The 18,434-nt window shown below is 38.1% G+C and carries 11 protein-coding genes; 10 read left to right on the top strand and 1 reads right to left on the bottom strand.

Annotated features, from left to right (window positions below; all coding sequences use genetic code 11):
• Positions 1 to 38: 38 nt before the first annotated feature.
• The 10 genes from H344_RS0100230 (at position 39) to H344_RS20920 (ending at position 17,529) form a co-directional block, all read left to right on the top strand.
• Complete coding sequence (locus tag H344_RS0100230; RefSeq protein WP_026808441.1) at positions 39 to 1,076, top strand: Fe(3+) ABC transporter substrate-binding protein; 1,038 nt, start codon at positions 39 to 41, stop codon at positions 1,074 to 1,076.
• 150 nt (positions 1,077 to 1,226) lie between these two features.
• Positions 1,227 to 2,852: an ABC transporter permease gene (locus tag H344_RS0100225; protein WP_026808440.1), complete on the top strand. Its 1,626-nt coding sequence runs from the start codon at positions 1,227 to 1,229 to the stop codon at positions 2,850 to 2,852.
• Positions 2,853 to 2,968: 116 nt separating this feature from the next.
• Complete coding sequence (locus tag H344_RS19450; RefSeq protein ID WP_026808439.1) at positions 2,969 to 4,075, top strand: ABC transporter ATP-binding protein; 1,107 nt, start codon at positions 2,969 to 2,971, stop codon at positions 4,073 to 4,075.
• A gap of 139 nt (positions 4,076 to 4,214) precedes the next feature.
• Complete coding sequence (locus H344_RS0100215; RefSeq protein WP_026808438.1) at positions 4,215 to 4,631, top strand: HYC_CC_PP family protein; 417 nt, start codon at positions 4,215 to 4,217, stop codon at positions 4,629 to 4,631.
• A gap of 146 nt (positions 4,632 to 4,777) precedes the next feature.
• Complete coding sequence (locus H344_RS0100210; RefSeq protein WP_026808437.1) at positions 4,778 to 8,578, top strand: efflux RND transporter permease subunit; 3,801 nt, start codon at positions 4,778 to 4,780, stop codon at positions 8,576 to 8,578.
• 5 nt (positions 8,579 to 8,583) lie between these two features.
• Complete coding sequence (locus H344_RS0100205) at positions 8,584 to 9,819, top strand: TolC family protein (protein WP_240484923.1); 1,236 nt, start codon at positions 8,584 to 8,586, stop codon at positions 9,817 to 9,819.
• Between the two features lie 198 nt (positions 9,820 to 10,017).
• Positions 10,018 to 11,763, top strand: coding sequence for an efflux RND transporter periplasmic adaptor subunit (locus tag H344_RS0100200; protein WP_026808435.1), 1,746 nt, complete (start codon positions 10,018 to 10,020; stop codon positions 11,761 to 11,763).
• A gap of 665 nt (positions 11,764 to 12,428) precedes the next feature.
• Positions 12,429 to 15,206, top strand: coding sequence for a S8 family serine peptidase (locus H344_RS20925; protein ID WP_026808434.1), 2,778 nt, complete (start codon positions 12,429 to 12,431; stop codon positions 15,204 to 15,206).
• Between the two features lie 11 nt (positions 15,207 to 15,217).
• Positions 15,218 to 17,020, top strand: a complete 1,803-nt coding sequence (locus H344_RS0100190; RefSeq protein ID WP_026808433.1) for an amidohydrolase family protein — start codon at positions 15,218 to 15,220, stop codon at positions 17,018 to 17,020.
• Between the two features lie 11 nt (positions 17,021 to 17,031).
• Complete coding sequence (locus H344_RS20920; protein ID WP_051253970.1) at positions 17,032 to 17,529, top strand: hypothetical protein; 498 nt, start codon at positions 17,032 to 17,034, stop codon at positions 17,527 to 17,529.
• Positions 17,530 to 17,599: 70 nt separating this feature from the next.
• Here H344_RS20920 and H344_RS0100180 read toward each other — a convergent pair whose 3' ends face one another.
• Positions 17,600 to 18,379, bottom strand: a complete 780-nt coding sequence (locus H344_RS0100180) for a matrixin family metalloprotease (protein ID WP_026808432.1) — start codon at positions 18,377 to 18,379, stop codon at positions 17,600 to 17,602.
• Positions 18,380 to 18,434: the final 55 nt, after the last annotated feature.

The following is an 18,434-nucleotide window of genomic DNA, read 5'->3' as shown; positions in this document are numbered from 1 at the left end:
AAATAAGCCTACCTTTGCAGTTCTAAAAATTAAGACAAATGAGAAATACCTTAAAACTTGGTTTTGTACTGAGCTTGATAACTTTATTCGTGGCGTGCGGGGATTCGTCAAAATCTTCCAACTCTGAAGTGGTGAATGTTTATACACATAGACATTATAAGGCCGATGATGAGCTTTTTACCAAATTCACTGAAGAGACGGGTATTAAGGTTAATATTGTTAATGCCAGTGCCGATGAACTTATCCAACGACTAGAAACAGAAGGGAAAGATTCTAAAGCAGATATCCTAATTACTGTGGATGCAGGGAGACTATATCGTGCACAGTCAAAAGACCTGTTACAGCCTGTTAGCTCTAAGATTCTTGAAGCAAATATTGCCCCTGAATTTAGGGAGAAAGAAGGACATTGGTATGGACTAACCTACCGTGCAAGGATAATTGCCTATGCAAAAGACCGAGTGAATCCGGAAGAAATTAAGACCTATGAAGATCTTGCAGATCCAAAATGGAAAGGTAAAATAGTAATCCGTTCTTCCGAAAATGTTTATAACCAATCTTTGATGGCTTCCATAATTTTGGCCGATGGTGAAGAAAAGGCCAAGGAGTGGGCAGAGGGAGTAGTAGCCAATATGGCTAGAAACCCAAAAGGAAGTGATCGTGACCAAGTTAAAGCAGTAGCTTCAGGAGAAGGAGATATTGCAGTGGTTAACACCTATTATATTGGGTTGTTGTTGAATGATGAAAACGTGGAGGAACGTAAGGCAGGAGAGAGCGTTGGAATTATCTTCCCAAATCAGGACGGAAGAGGTACCCATATAAATGTGAGTGGTATTGGTGTGGCTAAATATGCCCCAAATAAGGATAACGCAGTGAAGTTAATGGAGTTCTTATCGGAAGAAAAATCGCAACAGACATTGGCAAACTTAAATTACGAATACCCAATTAATCCGAAGGCAACTAAAGCCTCCGTTTTAAAAACGTGGGGCGATTTTAAGACAGATTCCGTAGAGCTTTATAAGTTAGGAGAGTATAATAGCAAAGCTGTTATGATCTTTGATGAGGCGGGTTGGAGATAATTGATTGATAGGAATTAGATCTAGGAAAAGGATGCAGAAGGTCCAATTTATTTCTTCAATTTAATTTTTTAGCACTCCCTTATTCTAATTCTATATGTATAAATGTTTTGGATTTGTAAACGAATCCAAAACAATGAAATGTGTTATTAGATGGCAAAAAGAACCACCTATTGGTGGAATAAATGGACAGCTGGGGCAATAGTGATATTGCTCTTGGTCTTAACTCCAATATTCACCATTTTATTTAAGCTCTTCGATAAGCCGGGAGAACATTGGAGGCATATTTCATCAACTTTATTGCCTTCTTACTTTATTAATTCTTTCCTATTACTGTTTGGGGTAGGAGTAGTTACCTTTGTTATTGGAGTAAGTATGGCATGGTTGGTCTCGGTGTATAATTTTCCCGGGCGTAAGTATTTTGAATGGCTATTAATTCTTCCTCTAGCATTTCCTTCTTATATGATGGGATATAGCTATGTGGGAATTTTGGAATATACCGGTCCAATACAGGCATTTTTGCGGAATAACTTCGATATAAAATTTAAGGGGCCTATAGTTGATATAATGAATATGCCAGGTGCCATATTTATTCTTTCTATAAGTTTATTCCCCTATGTTTATGTAATCTGTAGGGCCTCTTTTATGCGACAATCTAGTGCTATGCAAGAGGCAGCCTTTCTATTAGGTAGTAATCGCATGCAGATGTTTACAAAGATTGCGCTACCTATGGCCAGACCAGCTGTAGCTGGGGGTATAGCCTTGGTAGGTATGGAAGTTTTAAATGACTATGGTACGGTTAAATATTTTGGAGTAGATACGTTTACCTCAGGGATATTTAGGGCTTGGTTTTCTTTTGGTGATATTAATACTGCTATTTATCTCTCCGCAATTTTAACCGTTATAGTTTTAATTTTAATTTGGTTAGAGAACTTCCAAAGAGGAAGTCGCAACTGGAATTCTGGTAATGCAGATACCAAACCGGCAATTAGGATTTGGCCCAAACATAAAAGCACCAGATGGCTGTATACGGCACTTTGTATGATAGTGTTATTGATTAGCTTTATTTTCCCGCTGTCACAACTTTTTTATTGGGTTTCCCTAACATGGCGTAATGTTGTAGATTCTGAATTTGGTATCTTAATTTTCAGGAGTTTTTCATTGGCAATTGGTTCTGCCCTGGCTATTGCAGTTATCTCTATATTTTTATTATATACCATTCGCCTAAGTCCTTTGTGGTGGACTAAACATATTGCGCGAACCGCTTCCTTGGGGTATGCTATTCCTGGTGCGGTTATTGCAGTAGGAGTAATGATACCTATGATGGGTCTAGATAGGAAAATCAACTGGTTGTTGTCAGATAATGTAGGGATGATTTTATCGGGAACATTGTTTATCTTAGTTGTTGCATATATAGTACGGTTTATGGCCGTGGGATATAATGCTATTGACGCAGGTTTTCAAAAAACTGGGGCCTCCGTAAACGAGGTGGCAAGATCTCTAGGTGCTTCCTCTTCAAGGACCTTGTGGAAAATAGATTTACCTTTGATAAAATATAGCATAGCGGGGGCGGTGTTATTAGCTTTTGTAGATATATTAAAAGAGCTTCCCCTAACTTTAATTTTGCGTCCTTTTAATTTCCATACCTTGGCGACTAAAGCCTTTGATATGGCAACAAATGAGATGATAGCGGAATCAGCAAACGCTTCCCTTGTTGTGGTTTTAACAGGAGTTATACCAATTATAGTGCTGAATAATATGATAAGTAGAAAAGAATAAATAGGAGTTGAAAGATTGACTGGAGGAGAAAGAGTGATAATAGCTTTTATGTAAGACGATTTTTAAAGCCATCATGCTTTGTAATCAGTAAATAAAAGCAGATAAAACGAATGAACATGGCGATTATTGAATTAAACAATATTAGTAAACGATATCGGAAGGCCGACACTTGTGCGGTGGAGGATGTTTCTTTTTCATTGGAGAAAGGGGAGATATTGGCGCTAGTTGGGGAAAGTGGTTCAGGAAAAACAACTTTGTTGCGTTTAATTGCAGGACTAGAGCATCCAAATTCGGGCATAATAAAATTGGACGGAGAAGTGATTGTTAGCGGTCGCAAATCTTTACCAGCTAATAAACGACAAACGGGAATGGTCTTTCAGGACTATGCCTTATTTCCACACTTAACCATCTTTGAAAATGTAGCCTTTGGTTTAAAAGGTCTTAATAAAAAAGAGGTAGAGAAAAGGGTGCATGAGACTATTAACCTTACAGGATTAAAGGAGGATGTTAAAAAATACCCACATCAACTTTCTGGAGGACAGCAACAGCGAGTTGCACTAGCGAGAGCACTTGCTCCACGGCCAGAATTGCTATTGATGGATGAGCCATTTAGTAACCTAGACACTATTCTGCGAGACCAAGTACGCGAGGAAGTAAGACAGATAATCAAAGCCATGGGGATTACCGCTATTTTAGTAACCCATGATACTAAAGATGCCTTTACTACTGCCGATAAAATTGCAGTTATGCTTAACGGTAAATTACTGCAGATAGATACTCCTGATGCGTTATATAACGACCCTAATTCTTCTTATGTAGCAGAACTTTTTGGAAAATCTAACAATGTTGTGGCTACTGTAGAACCGGGAGGGTTTAAAACACCTTTCGGATTTGTTACAGGACCAAAGGATTGTCCTATGTCTGTTAATAAGGATAAGGTGAACTTATTTTTTAGGGCCGAGGAAACTGATTTTTGTAATGCTGAGGAACCACATCTTTGTGGGATGGTAGAGCAATGTATGTACCTTGGAGATCACATGCAATTAAAAGTTTGTTGTAACCGTTGTACTAGTTGTGCAAATGATTGTGAAAAAGGAGCTGTGGAAGATACCCAACGTATTTTATTAAGGTCTTCGGTGCAAACATGGAAGCCAGGAGATATAGTGCGCTTTAAACTTAAAAACTTTAAAGTAAAAGAAACCGATTCTGAGGAACTACTTTAGGTATGGACAATTATTAAAGTATACTAGAAGGTTGTTTTTACTAGTTTTTTAACAGTTATTCCCAAAAAATCGATAAAATTCATTGGTTTTAAATGCAAAATCAGCTACCTATGGATATATTTTATAGCTTTGCAACGTCATGAAATCATTTTTCCATAAAATGTTATCCGCAGTTATGGCGACCTTAGTGTTATTTACCACTATGTCGTTTACATTGGATATGCATTATTGTGGAGAAACTTTAGTAGATTTCTCTTTGGCTCAAAACGCGCATACCTGCGGGATGGAAGTGCCACAATCTAACAATGATTGCGAAACTGTGGTCCCCGAGCAATCTTGCTGTTCAGATAAACAAATAGTTGTTGAAGGGCAGGATAATCTTAAGTTATCATTTGATAAATTATCTTTTGAGCAACAAGTCTTTGTTGCCACTTTTTTCTATACTTATATAAACCTCTTTGACGATCTGGATGAAAATATAGTTCCTTTTAGGAATTATAAACCTCCTTTTCTCATACGTGATATACAGAAGCTTCACGAGACTTATTTAATTTGATTTTAAACAGTTTCCGTTTCCGATAGTCATCGGGCCGGAGAATTATGCCCTATGGTAACTACCATTCTGGGTTTATTTCGTTGTCTTTAATTTTCTGATGTTATCAGAATTTTATTCAATGTTTCACTGTTTAACAATCAATACAAATGCTAAATAAAAGCATAAAATTTCTCATAGAGAATAAACTGGTAGCAGTATTAATGCTCGTTCTATTCGTAGGTTGGGGTGTTGTAAATGCACCTTTTAATTGGGATACAGGTTTTCTCCCTACCAACCCAGTGGCTGTTGATGCCATTCCCGATATTGGTGAAAATCAACAAATCGTTTATACCCAGTGGGAAGGCCGTTCTCCACAAGATATAGAAGATCAAATTAGCTATCCGCTAACCACCACTTTATTGGGAATTCCAGGTGTGAAGACTATTCGTAGCTCTTCTATGTTTGGTTTTTCTAGTATCTATATCATTTTTGAGGAGGATGTGGAATTCTACTGGAGTCGTAGTCGAATTTTGGAAAAGCTTAATTCCTTACCTGCAGGTCTGTTACCCGATGGTGTAAATCCATCTTTGGGTCCAGATGCTACAGGATTGGGTCAAATTTACTGGTATACGCTAGAAGGTCGTGATAAGGAGGGCAATGTAACCGGTGGTTGGGACCTGCACGAATTGCGCAGCATACAGGATTACTATGTGAAATATGCGCTTTCTTCGGCAAGTGGCGTTTCTGAAGTAGCTTCTATTGGGGGCTATGTGCAGGAATATCAGATAGATGTAAAGCCAGAACTGATGCGCCAATACAATATTGGACTAGGGGAAATCGTAAAAGCAGTAAAAGAAAGTAATAAGGATATAGGTGCCCAAACAATGGAAATCAATCAAGTGGAATACTTGGTTAGAGGCCTTGGGTATATAAAATCTGTTGCGGATATAGAAGACGCTGTAGTTACTTCTGAAGATTACACTTCTATACGTATTAAGGACATCGCCAATGTAAGCTTGGGGCCTGCGCCACGTAGAGGAATCTTAGATAAAGAAGGGGCAGAGGTCGTAGGAGGAGTAGTAACGGCAAGGTACGGTGCTAATCCCATGGAGGTGATCAATAATGTAAAAGATAAGTTAGAAGAACTAAAAGCTGGATTGCCTTCTAAAGAACTTTCAGATGGTACTATTTCTCAGCTTACTGTTGTTCCCTTCTATGATAGATCAGAACTTATTCAGGAAACGCTAGATACCTTGGATGAAGCCTTAAGTCTAGAAATACTTATTACCATATTGGTGATAATCGTTATGGTCTTCAACCTAAGAGCGTCTATCCTTATTTCGGGTCTTTTGCCGGTGGCGGTATTAATGGTCTTCATAGCGATGAAGTTCTTTAATGTGGATGCCAATATTGTTGCATTATCTGGTATTGCCATTGCCATTGGTACTATGGTAGATATTGGGGTTATACTTTCCGAGAATATAATACGGCACCTAGATGAGGAAGAGGAGCGTTTTAAGGAAACGGGAGTTAAACAACCTATAAATACAGTGGTATATAATGCTAGTGCTGAAGTTTCTGGGGCTATACTTACAGCGGTACTGACTACTATTATTAGTTTTATTCCGGTATTTACTATGATAGGAGCGGAAGGTAAGTTGTTTAGGCCCTTGGCGTTTACAAAAACTATGGCATTAGTGGCTGCTTTTGTGGTTGCATTATTCCTTATTCCTCCTTTTGCAGCCTATTTATTCCGTAGAAAAAGCATCAGAAAAACTACAGGGTATCTAATCAGTGGAATATTAATTTTATTAGGAGTTGCTGGGATTGGTTTTGGTTATTGGTTGGGGCTTGTCTTAATAGGCTTCGGTATCACCGGCTTATTAAAAAATAAGGAAATTGCTTCCAAAATATCAGAGAAGCTTTTCCTTACTGAGAAACGAGCCAATTTTTTAAATATAGCTATCTCTGCCTTGGCAATTGTGTTCTTATTGGCAGAATTCTGGCGTCCACTCGGGCTAGATAAAAATATATTCTGGAACCTATTATTCGTAGGCTTCATTTGTTTTGGTCTGTTAGGAGCCTTTTGGATTTTCTTGCAATACTATTCCCGTATTCTAGAATGGGCACTCCGTAATAAAATAGTCTTTCTTTCAGTACCAACGCTTATTGTTGTTTTCGGGGTATTAATCTGGCAGAATACTGGGAAGGAATTTATGCCATCCCTAAATGAAGGCTCCTTTTTACTGATGCCTACTTCCATGCCGCACTCGGGAGTAGAGGAAAATAAACGTGTTTTGCAGCAGTTGGATATGGCAGTGGCGAGCATTCCGGAAATTAAAACAGTGGTTGGAAAAGCGGGACGTACAGAGTCGGCCCTTGACCCAGCACCATTAGCGATGTATGAAAATATTATTCTGTATAAGTCAGAATATATGCTAAATGAAAACGGAAAACGCCAAAGGTTTAAAGTCAACAAGGATGGGTTGTTCGTTCTTAAAGATGGAAGCCTAGTGGTTAATCCCAATAGTGAAATTGATGATAGTATCCATTATGAGGATTCAGAAATTGGTGATCCTTATTTTGTGGAATACCAGCATCTTATTGCTGATAATGATGGTGAGTTTTATAGGAATTGGAGACCGGAAATAAATTCTCCGGACGACATTTGGAATGAGATAGTGCGGGTAACCAAACTCCCCGGTGTAACCTCCGCTCCAAAATTGCAGCCTATTGAAACCCGTTTGGTGATGCTGCAAACAGGTATGCGTGCCCCAATGGGAATAAAGGTAAAGGGGCAAGATCTTCACGAGATAGAAGCTTTCGGCATAGAGTTGGAAGAAATACTAAAGCATGCGGAGGGGGTAAAAGTAGAAGCCGTATTTGCAGATCGTATTGTAGGGAAACCTTATTTACTTATAGATATAAAAAGAGACCGATTAGCCCGCTACGGAGTTTCTATTGAAGAAGTTCAGCAAACGCTTCAAGTTGCAGTTGGGGGGATGCCACTAACACAAACAGTAGAAGGTAGAGAGCGATACGGAGTTCGTGTAAGATACCCACGTGAATTGAGAGCTAACCCCGAAGATCTTAAGAATATCTATGTACCTGTTGAGAAAGGGAATCCCGTGCCATTGGGAGAACTTGTTGAGGTACGCTATGAGCAGGGACCACAGATGATTAAAAGTGAGGATACTTTCTTAGTGGGTTATGTATTGTTCGATAAAATGGAAGGGTTTGCGGAAGTAGATGTTGTAGAAAATGCGCAAGCATTAATTAAAGAAAAGATAGATAACGGGGACCTTATTGTGCCACAAGGGATAAACTATCAGTTTACCGGAACTTATGAAAATCAGTTAAGGGCAGAGAAGACACTTTCGGTAATTGTTCCTTTGGCGTTGGTCATTATTTTCTTGATTCTTTATTTCCAATTCCGTTCCGTTGCTACTTCGTTAATGGTGTTTACAGGTATAGCTGTTGCCTTTGCAGGTGGTTTTCTTATGATTTGGTTTTATGGCCAGGACTGGTTTTTAAACTTCAACTTCTTTGGAGAAAACTTACGGGATATGTTTCAAATGCATGCCATAAATCTTAGTGTGGCCGTTTGGGTAGGGTTTATAGCTCTTTTTGGTATTGCTACTGATGATGGGGTGGTAATGGCAACCTATCTCACCCAGACCTTTGATAAGAACGATCCAGGAACGATTAAGGAAATTAGAGCTTCCGTATTAGAGGCAGGTATGAAGAGAATACGTCCTTGTTTAATGACAACAGCTACCACTATTTTGGCCTTATTGCCAATCCTCACCTCAACAGGAAGGGGTAGTGATATTATGATCCCAATGGCTATTCCTAGTTTTGGTGGGATGTTGATAGCGCTAATAACTCTTTTTGTAGTTCCTGTATTATTCAGTTGGAGAAAGGAAGCGAAATTGAAAAGACAACTAAGAACCCTTAAAGAAATCTAGAAATAATGAATCTAATTATTAATACAACAAAAAGATTGCGCAAATCGCGGTTCCACCAAATGGGGGTATTCCTAGTTTCCCTTTTGGTCTTTGTTTGGCCTGCAGAAGGTCAACAGTTAGAATCGTATATTAAAGAAGCGATCATGAATAATCCTAGTATTCAAGCAGTGGAAAAGCAATACGCAATTTCTACAGAAAAGATCTCAGAGGTCAATTCGCTGCCTAACACTCAGTTTTCCGCTGGATATATGGTTGGGAAAGGTGATATGGCCATGATGCAAGAGGGCGAATTTTCTGTGATGCAAATGTTTCCTTGGTTTGGTACTCTTGCCACACGTGGTAAATATGCTGCGGCAATGGCAGATGCCGATTTTTTGGAGATTGAAATTGCCAAAAGAAAGGTTGCCATGGCATTGTCCCAATCCTATTATCGCTTATATGAAATTGTGAAAAAACAACAGGTATTGGATTCCAATATTCAACTTTTAAAGGTGTATGAGCAGTTGGCGCTAACCTCGGTGGAGGTGGGGAAAGCCTCTGCAGTATCTGTGTTGCGACTTCAGATGAGGCAAAACGACCTTATAGAAAGAAAATTAGTGTTAGAGCAGGATTATGAGGCAGAACTAATTGCTTTTAATAAGATAATGAACAGAAAGGAAGTTGCAGATGTAGCCATTATAGATAGCCTAGCAGTTCCGGAAAAGGATATAGAAATCGATTTTAATAATCTTGAGCTGCATCCCGAATTAGCAAAATATGAGGAGTTAAATAAGGTGGTTTCCCATGCAGATGCACTTAATAAAAAAGAAAGTGCGCCAGAATTTGGAATAGGAATGGACTATATGCTGTTTAATGAGAACCCTAATATGCTAATGCCTATGGTGTCTCTTTCTATTCCAATTTTTAATAAAAGGTATAAATCAATTGCTAGGCAGAACAAACTTAAATATGAGGAACTAGATATTCAAAAACAAGCCTCACAAAACTCATTGGTAACCCAATTACAATCTGCTGTGAGAAGTAGAAATGCGGCACGTATCAGTTTAGAGACCCATGATAAAAATCTAAGGCAAGCAGAGCAAGCTACTGAAATATTGTTTAAGAATTATGAAACGGGAACTATGGATTTTAGGGAAGTCCTAGATGTCCAAGAGTTGCAATTAAATATTCAGCTGAATCGTGTAGAAGCTATTGGCGACTATTTTAAGCAAATGAGTATCATTAACTATTATATAAAATAAAACTATTCTATCAGTATTTAAATTGTAATGCTATGGCGCTCGGGCGGGCTTTACGCTATATCTTTTTAAAAGGAAAAAAGGATGCCGCTGCAATCCCTAGCGCAACAACGGGTAACAAGTAAGTCAATTCTATTAAAGTAAATAGCAAAGCAATTAAATCTCATTAAGTGAGTGAAGGGAAAATAAAATAAAACGATCATGAAAAAATATATCATTTATTTCGCAATATTAGTTCTAGGGTTGGCCTTGGGCTATGTGTTTTTTGGAACTAACAGTGATGTGGCTTCAGATAATCACGATTCTCATTCTATAGAAAGTGCGGAGGGAAAAAATCAAATGTGGACCTGTTCTATGCATCCCCAAATAATGCAGCCAGAACCTGGGGAATGCCCGCTGTGTGGAATGGACTTAATTCCTGCAGAAGAAGGTGCAGAAGGTCTATCGCCAAACGAGATAAGAATGACCAAGAATGCAATGTCACTAGCCAATATTCAAACTACCATTGTGGGGGATGCTACCGAAAGTGAGGATAACTCCTTGTTGCTCTCTGGAAAAATTATGCCTAATGAAGAGGCTAATGCGGTGCAAGCCAGTTATTTTGAAGGGAGAATAGAAAAACTGAACGTTAATTTCACTGGAGAAAAAGTTAGAAAGGGGCAATTGTTGGCAACTATATACGCCCCAGCCCTTGTTGCTGCACAACAGGAACTCTTAACAGCAGCTACCATGAAGGAGTCGCAACCTGCACTGTATAATGCAGTTCGCAATAAATTAAAATTATGGAAACTAACAGAAAAGCAAATCGAGCAAATAGAAACTTCGGGAAAGGTTAGCGAAAACTTTCCTATTTATGCCACAGTTTCGGGAACTGTTTCCGAAAAACTAGCTGAGGTGGGAGACTACGTTAGTCAAGGACAACCAATAGTAAAGGTTAGTGATTTAGGAACGGTGTGGGCTATTTTTGACGCCTATGAGAATCAGATTTCTCAGCTAAAAGAAGGTCAGAAAATAACGGTTACCGCCAATGCGTATCCCAATAAGGAATTTGAGGCTGTGGTATCATTTATAGACCCAAGGTTAAACACCCAATCTAGAACTGTATCGGTACGGGCTACCTTAAACAATAAAGAGGGAGTTTTAAAACCAGGGATGTTTGTTGTTTCCAAGGTGCAAATGGCATCTGGTAATGAAAATAAGGAGCAAATAAGCATCCCAGCTTCGGCAGTGCTATGGACGGGAAATAGGTCTTTAGTTTACGTAAAAACCAATCCGGATGAACCTGTTTTTGAAATGCGTGAAGTTGGTTTAGGAGCTAAAAGTGGCGACCTGTACACTATAATTGATGGACTTTCCAACGGAGAAGAGGTGGTGACCAATGGCACCTTTACAGTAGATGCGGCGGCACAATTACAAGGCAAAAGAAGTATGATGAATGTTGGAGAGGAAATTGAAATAGATCCTTTACATCATTTAGATGGTATAGAGAGATTAGAAGTGCCTTCTGAGTTCCGTAAACAATTGAAAGCAGTTTTTAATGATTATATGGTTATGGAAAATGCACTGGTTCAAGACAATTCAGAAATCCCACAAAATACTGCTAGTTCTTTGCTTAAAAGTATTAAGAAGGTGGATATGAAACTTTTAAAAGATGACGCTGCTCACAATAAATGGATGCAGTTAGATAAAGAGCTTCAAGAAGCGGCTACCGAAATCTCCAAAACCTCAGATATTAAAATGCAGAGGGATAATTTCATCGCACTTTCGGCACATTTAATTAATGCAGTAAAAACTTTTGGCATAGACCAAAAAGTGTATGTGGAATATTGCCCTATGGTGAATAATGATGTGGGGGCATTTTGGCTGAGTACTGAGGAAGAAATCCTAAATCCGTATTTCGGGGCTAGTATGCTTCGTTGTGGGGAAGTTACGGATGAAATTGATTAGCGTTTATTGCTAATAAGATAGTTTGTACTTATGAAGGTGGTATGATAATTTGAATCATACCACCTATCACATCTCCTAGGCTAAATCACTTAATTGTACATTATAAAATTTGTAAGTTTTAAAGAAGTATTCGTATTAGTGGATTAAAATATCCTTATAGTTCATTCTATAATCATGAAAATTCATGGGATATCTACCTACTTAGTTCCTTTTGCACAACTAGCTAATATCTGAATTATCAGAATTTTTGGAGACAAGTCTTGACTCAAAATAAATAACAATCGCTATTTATATAATCGAAAAAAGCATTAATGGTGTTTTGGTTTTCAAGAATAGATGGCATGGACGTTATTTTAAACCCTATGGTTATTCATAAAAAATGTCCTGGTTTAATAATAAAAACATAAAACTAGTTGATTTTACTTACCAAAATTTAGAAAAAAATTGTAAATTGTAGTAGAAATATCTTCCCTCCAAGAATTATAAGAATTCATTTATTGGTTTTAATGATATGTAGAATTTTTCCGTGTTAGTGCATTTGGAAAAGAGCTAATAGTATCCTTGTTTGATAATCTAAAGCTGTAAAACGCTTTAGGGTATTACTACTTGTTTAATTACCGATAGTTAAAGTTACAATAACCTTATATTATTAACTCTTTACCGTTATGGAAGATATACTCAGAGACTTGGCTGAACAGGCACATTCCAATTACTCTAGTGTCTTAGGAGACATAGATAGAATAAAAACGGATATAACCAATGTGCGACAGGGAAAAGTTGAATTATCAGAAATTCAGACCGACAAAGTAAGACTGTCCAACAGAATTTCGCGCGAGGGAACTGCTAAATTGCAAGCTCTAGAACGTATTAATGGGGAAGCCAATTTTCAAGATATTCGTATTATTCGTAGAATAGTACAGCTTTCAAAAGCAGTAGGCCGAATCACTACCAATTCAAGATTAGGTAATACGGGTTATGGCACAGGGTTTTTAATAGCGCCCAATCTTATTCTTACTAATAATCATGTGCTTTCGAGCCCTGAAGCAGCAAGCAATTCTACCATACAATTCAATTATGAACTTGATCAAAGAGGGAATCCAGGCAAATCAGAAAGTTTTAATCTACTACCAAACGAATTTTTTATCACCTCAAGTTATAAGAAGGATTCAGATGATAGAAACAGCGGTCTAGATTTTACAGTAGTAGCGGTAGCTGAGATATCAAAAGCAGGCACTCCAATAACTGACTTTCCAGTAGCTCGATTGGATAAAAAGTTAGGGAAGATTATAGATGGTGAAAATTGTGTTATTGTGCAACATCCTAAAGGCGATTATAAAAAAATCGTCATGAGAGATATCCGTATGTTGGTACTTAAGGACGATTTCCTTATCTATGAATCTGATACTTTACCCGGTTCTTCGGGCAGTATGGTTCTTGGATTGGGTACTGGAGAGGTTGTTGCTTTACACCATAGTGGCGTACCCAGAAAAAATAGACATGGACAATGGTTACGGAAAGATGGATCGGTAGTACAGCCTGGAGATTCTGATAGTGTTATAGACTGGATGGGCAACGAAGGTATTCGGGTCAGTAGTATTTTAAATATGATCGAAAGAATACCAGTGGCAAAATCAATGGAAAAGATTAAAGTTGATTTACTCGGGAAATTTCGGCAATCTGAACATTCCACAATTCATACAGAAAAAACAGAGGGCTTACCTAATTATTATACTATGAACCGTACCGAAAGTACAGACTTAAATACCAATACCCAATATTTTGAAATACAGTTATCGGGAGTTAAGGAAATGCAGAATGATTGGAAAGAAAACGCCGCGAGTTTGGTGTCGGGTTTATTGCTGAATGAACCACTTTATCCAATGTCTACTGAGGAATCTCACCGTAATTTTTACTACATACAGGTAAAATCAGATAAAAGTCCTTGGGAAGTCGCGGCCGAGCTAGAAGGTCTACCACAAATAGACACCTGTACTCCTGATCTCGAGATGTCCACCGATATCAGACCGGGACACTCCAATAGATGGTCGGGAAATGAAAGTTTAGAATCACTAGACGATGGAACGGCCGATTGGGCGCAGAGTGAACGGGAATTTAAAATTAGATGGGCCAATGCCAGATTAGTGAAAACCTATATTCAAGGGGATAAGAATCAAGATTATAGGTCTTGGAATAGGAAAGCCGTGAATATGTTGGGGATTAATTCTGAGGAGGAACCATTTAAGAGTTATAAGGAAAACATGAGCAAGATACGTCTTGTTCAACTAGATACGGGGTATACTGATCACAACAAGGTTTTGGGAGGTTTTGATCTTATGCAAGATGAAGATTTTATTGATGGGGAAGATGCTCGAGATGAAATGAGCGTGGGCATATTAAAACACCCAGGACATGGGACTAGAACCGCAAGTATTATAGTGGGACGTCATGGCAAAAAGACTATTAAAAATGATGGGAATTCGGGTATTGCAGTTGATAATTTAGGTAACCCATTAGTAAAAGTGATTCCCTACCGTATTTCAAAATCCGTTATCTTGATCGGTCGGGGACGTAACTTGTTTAATGCCGTTTTACAGGCCATAAATGCTAATGCTGATATCATCTTTATGTGTATGGGTAGCTATCCAAGACCAATGATTTACAGCATTGCTAAAACAGCTTATGAAAGAGGTATTATTTGGGTCTGTGCTGCGGGCAATAAAGTAGAGTCGGTTATTGCGCCAGCGGTTTACCCTGGTACTATTGCTGTAGCTGCATCTAACCCTAATAATGACATTTGGGAGTATTCTTCCTATGGAAAAGCCGTAGACATTACCGCCCCTGGGGAAGATGTTTATGTTCCTTTTAAGAACAAAAAACAGGAAGATATAATGGTCTTTGGTTCAGGTACAAGCTATGCTACTCCTCACGTGGCTTCTGCTGCGGCATTGTGGAAAGCCAAGCACTTAGAATTTCTAAAAAGACATGTGAAAAAACCTTGGCAAACTGTTGAATTGTTTAGAAACCATTTAAAGGCATCGGCCAATAAAAAAGCAAATGGAAGGATGTGGGATGAAGAAAGGTTTGGTGCAGGTATTCTGGATGTTCAAAAATTATTGGAACAGAAATTACCCGATATAGATGATCTTAATAAAGTAGATAAGTTATTAAGCGGACTTAAGAATGCGTACGATGGTAAAGAGAAACCTGAGCCTTGGGATCTTGGTGTTAGGGAAACCATCCATTTTCTATGGAATACGGCAAGAAAGAAATTGACCCGAGGTTTTGAGAGTGGAATAGTACAGGATTCATTAACAAAAAGAGCTAGAATAAGTGTTGCAGCAATGACAGGGGGATCGGTAAACAAAGTGTTTGAAAATTATGCCGAGTTTGACGATGACCAGACTGAAAAACTATTGAAAGTATATTTTGAAAGCTTCAATTAAAAAAAGACATTATGGATAATTATTTCGACCTTCACATTCATCCGGTAGCTAAAAACCATCTTGCTCGGTACAGTATGGAAATTTCTAGTAATGGTGAAAAATCAAATAAAGATGAAGTATCTAAAATAAAAGATATTGAAGAAATAATTAAAGCGTTACCAATGTCAAAAGCTTTCAAGGACGCTACCGATGAGAACATCTTACGCATCTTAGAAAGTCAGTGCTGTATAGATCATTTAAAAGAGGGTAAGGTGCAATTGGGGGTTGCTGCTATTGCAGCCCTAGAGTTCGGTGTGGCTTCAAGCAAAGGTTTTTATTCGGATCTTTTAAAAAAGAACCTAAAACTCCCATCTTTAAAATTGCCGTTCAGTAAAGAATATTTCGATGTAGTACAGGAAGGGAAAGTCTCTTATCTAAATTTGTTTTTAAGGGAAGTTGAGCAATATTTAGCGCTTAAACAAAGCAAAACGATAGCGATTTTAAATCGTGAAAATGTTCAAGATTTCAATAAAAAATCACTCAATTTAACTTTTGCAATCGAGGGTGGTCATAACCTCTGTATGAAAAAAATTGGGAATGCTCTGCAATATGATGACTTCCCGATTACCGACAAAAATAATGTTATTGATCCAAAATCAATAGCTTCCAAAAATCCAGCAATGGTATTGGAGAACCTTGTGAATAAATTTCGGAAAATCGAATTGGATATCCTATATCTCACTCTGACCCATATAACACATATTCCAGAACAACATCTAGCGACACATGCTTTTGCAACAAAATTATTAAAACACCCTTCTCTTTATCCCTTTGGAAATGGTATTACCGAATTGGGATTTGAAGTTATTGACAAAGCCTATAGCTTAGAACATTTATACAACCATGACAATAGTAATAAGGCATTAAAAGTACCCAGCCCTGTACTTATCGACATTGCACATATGAGCCTGAAATCGCGTTTGGACTTATATAAATACCGCAAAGACAAGGGCTATAATAATATTCCTTTAATTGCTAGCCATGTAGCGGTTACGGGGTACTCCATTAATGATTGGAAGGACAACCTAGACATTAAAAAAAGTATGAACCATGTAGATCAGGGTATTAAGACAGTCAAGATTTCTACCAAACCTAGAACGGCAGGTTGTTTAGGGTCTAATGAGAAAAACGAGTTTGTTTTTAATCCGAATACCATCAATTTGATGGATGAAGACATCATTGAAGTGGTCAATAGTGAAGGAATTATCGGTGTAAGTCTTGATGTAAGAATCTTGGGTTATGAGTCGAGCACTATGCCTCAAAACGATACTTGGGAATTTATAACCACCTCTGACTTTATGATTCATTTTCCATACACTAGTCTGCAATCCATTGGATATGCCGATGCCGAAGAAATACGTTCGGAGGAAGCTTGGCTAACGCCTTCCAAAAAAGAAATGCACCCTCTAAGTTTTTGTTTTAATATCGTTCACTTGCTGGCGGTCATTGGTCTTAAAGCAATGCCTAAGATGTCACCTGAAAAGTACATTTGCGTTGGCAGCGATTTTGACGGTTTTATAGAACCTCTTAAAATATGTAGCGATAGTAGACGGATGAAAGACCTTGAATCCAATTTGTTGAGATGGTTACCAGTAGCCGCAAAAAGGTACCAAAAAGAAAATGGTGGTACGGACGATTTGTTTGAGTTTACAAAGAAAAAAGAAGATTTAAAAAAGGTCGTTAATGCTATTCTTTATGAGAATGGCAGGGATTTTATGGCAAAAGAATTCGCTTATAAAAGAGTGAAGAAAGATAAACTTCAACCAGCTAAATAGAATTGTATACTATGAAAGAAAAAGATGAAAGCAACAATGTAAATACTGGTAAAGAGGGAAAGTCTAACAAGAATAATTCTGATTTACTGCCTTATATAATAGCTGTTGGTGTCTTAATTGGATACGGCTTTTTTATTTATTTTCTGATAGGTAAGTCCAACGCCAAAGAATTAGACTGGAGCAGGCTTATATATTTATTCTCTGGGGTTGAAGCCATAGTTTTCGCTGCAGTAGGATTTTTATTTGGCCGGGAGGTGAATAGAAAACGTGCTGAGAATGCGGAGAAGAGTAGTGAACTGGCCGAAAAGCAGAAAGAGGTAATTAAGGAGCAGGTAGTTAAGGAAAGAAACAATGCTCTTATTTTAGGAGCAATGGCAGTTCAAGCTGAAAAATCTACCTCTAGCATCACAGATCTACGTTCGGACGTATTGGAAAGGACACCCACACCAAATTCTATAGGGAGCATTGCTGAGAAGGCAAAAAAAATGTATCCAGAGTTAAATAATTAGTGACAAGTTAGGCTAAAATAGTTGTATTGCCCAGTTTGGTTAATACTTGTCACTAATGTTTCTTTACCTATTAGGCAGTCCCCATAGCATGATATGGTGTTACCAAATGAATAGGGGTTCCGTTAATTTCTATTAATTCTCCCCGCCAGGCCAACTCATAAAGGGCCTTTAAATCTCTTTTGTCTTCTGGGGTGAGCACACTTTTATGGCCGTAATTCATGATGGTAAAGGGTTTGTGGTCTCCAAAGATTTCAGCGGGCCATGATTTTTCACTGATTTTGGCAAAAAAATGTCTCAGTCCAAATACATGTCCTAGCTCATGCATCATCGTATCAACCTGTTCCTTCCTACTCTGTTCTAACATCATTGGGTAAATAACCAATTTATGTCTACCACTATCCGGAAAAAATGCACTAGCTAGAACGCATCCAAAACTATTACAGTTATTGGATTGACGGAGGTCGATTTGGAAATCAGAATTATCGGCATTCTCACTAAATTTTATGGGAACGGAGTCTCCCCATTGAAGCAGTGCTTCTCCCAGCAATTCTCGAACATAAGTTTTCACCCCTTCAGAATTTTTGTAGTGGGAAAGGGAAAGCTCATCAAATGTCCAACGAAGGACCTGGCTCTTTTTCCATAATGGAATAAAGCCTTCACTAGCATCTACTAGTATTTCTAATGGAGTTCTGTTTCCGGGTGTAGCATGTCCTGATACATCAGTAGTGCAAATGAAAGAATTACCATAGTGATGGATTCCAGATGTTGTGTCCTTGAGCAGTTCTTCTTTGTCTTTTAATGCGAATAATGCTGTGGCATTGGAATTCGCTTCTTTTGTTTTTTTCGTCATAATATAATTTTTATTGGGTTAAACTTTATTGGCCAACGCTCTGCGAAAATTTATC

The sequence above is a fragment of the Arenibacter latericius DSM 15913 genome, from assembly GCF_000424985.1.
GTDB classification, from domain to species: domain Bacteria; phylum Bacteroidota; class Bacteroidia; order Flavobacteriales; family Flavobacteriaceae; genus Arenibacter; species Arenibacter latericius.
The sequence above is the reverse complement of the archived record's forward strand: the minus strand, read 5'-3'. Positions and strand labels throughout refer to the sequence as shown.

Coding starts and splice junctions, on each gene's coding strand:
- H344_RS0100230 (WP_026808441.1), top strand. CDS start 39: ATGAGAAATACCTTAAAACTTGGTTTTGTACTGAGCTTGATAACTTTA.
- H344_RS0100225 (WP_026808440.1), top strand. CDS start 1,227: ATGGCAAAAAGAACCACCTATTGGTGGAATAAATGGACAGCTGGGGCA.
- H344_RS19450 (WP_026808439.1), top strand. CDS start 2,969: ATGGCGATTATTGAATTAAACAATATTAGTAAACGATATCGGAAGGCC.
- H344_RS0100215 (WP_026808438.1), top strand. CDS start 4,215: ATGAAATCATTTTTCCATAAAATGTTATCCGCAGTTATGGCGACCTTA.
- H344_RS0100210 (WP_026808437.1), top strand. CDS start 4,778: ATGCTAAATAAAAGCATAAAATTTCTCATAGAGAATAAACTGGTAGCA.
- H344_RS0100205 (WP_240484923.1), top strand. CDS start 8,584: ATGAATCTAATTATTAATACAACAAAAAGATTGCGCAAATCGCGGTTC.
- H344_RS0100200 (WP_026808435.1), top strand. CDS start 10,018: ATGAAAAAATATATCATTTATTTCGCAATATTAGTTCTAGGGTTGGCC.
- H344_RS20925 (WP_026808434.1), top strand. CDS start 12,429: ATGGAAGATATACTCAGAGACTTGGCTGAACAGGCACATTCCAATTAC.
- H344_RS0100190 (WP_026808433.1), top strand. CDS start 15,218: ATGGATAATTATTTCGACCTTCACATTCATCCGGTAGCTAAAAACCAT.
- H344_RS20920 (WP_051253970.1), top strand. CDS start 17,032: ATGAAAGAAAAAGATGAAAGCAACAATGTAAATACTGGTAAAGAGGGA.
- H344_RS0100180 (WP_026808432.1), bottom strand. CDS start 18,379: ATGACGAAAAAAACAAAAGAAGCGAATTCCAATGCCACAGCATTATTC.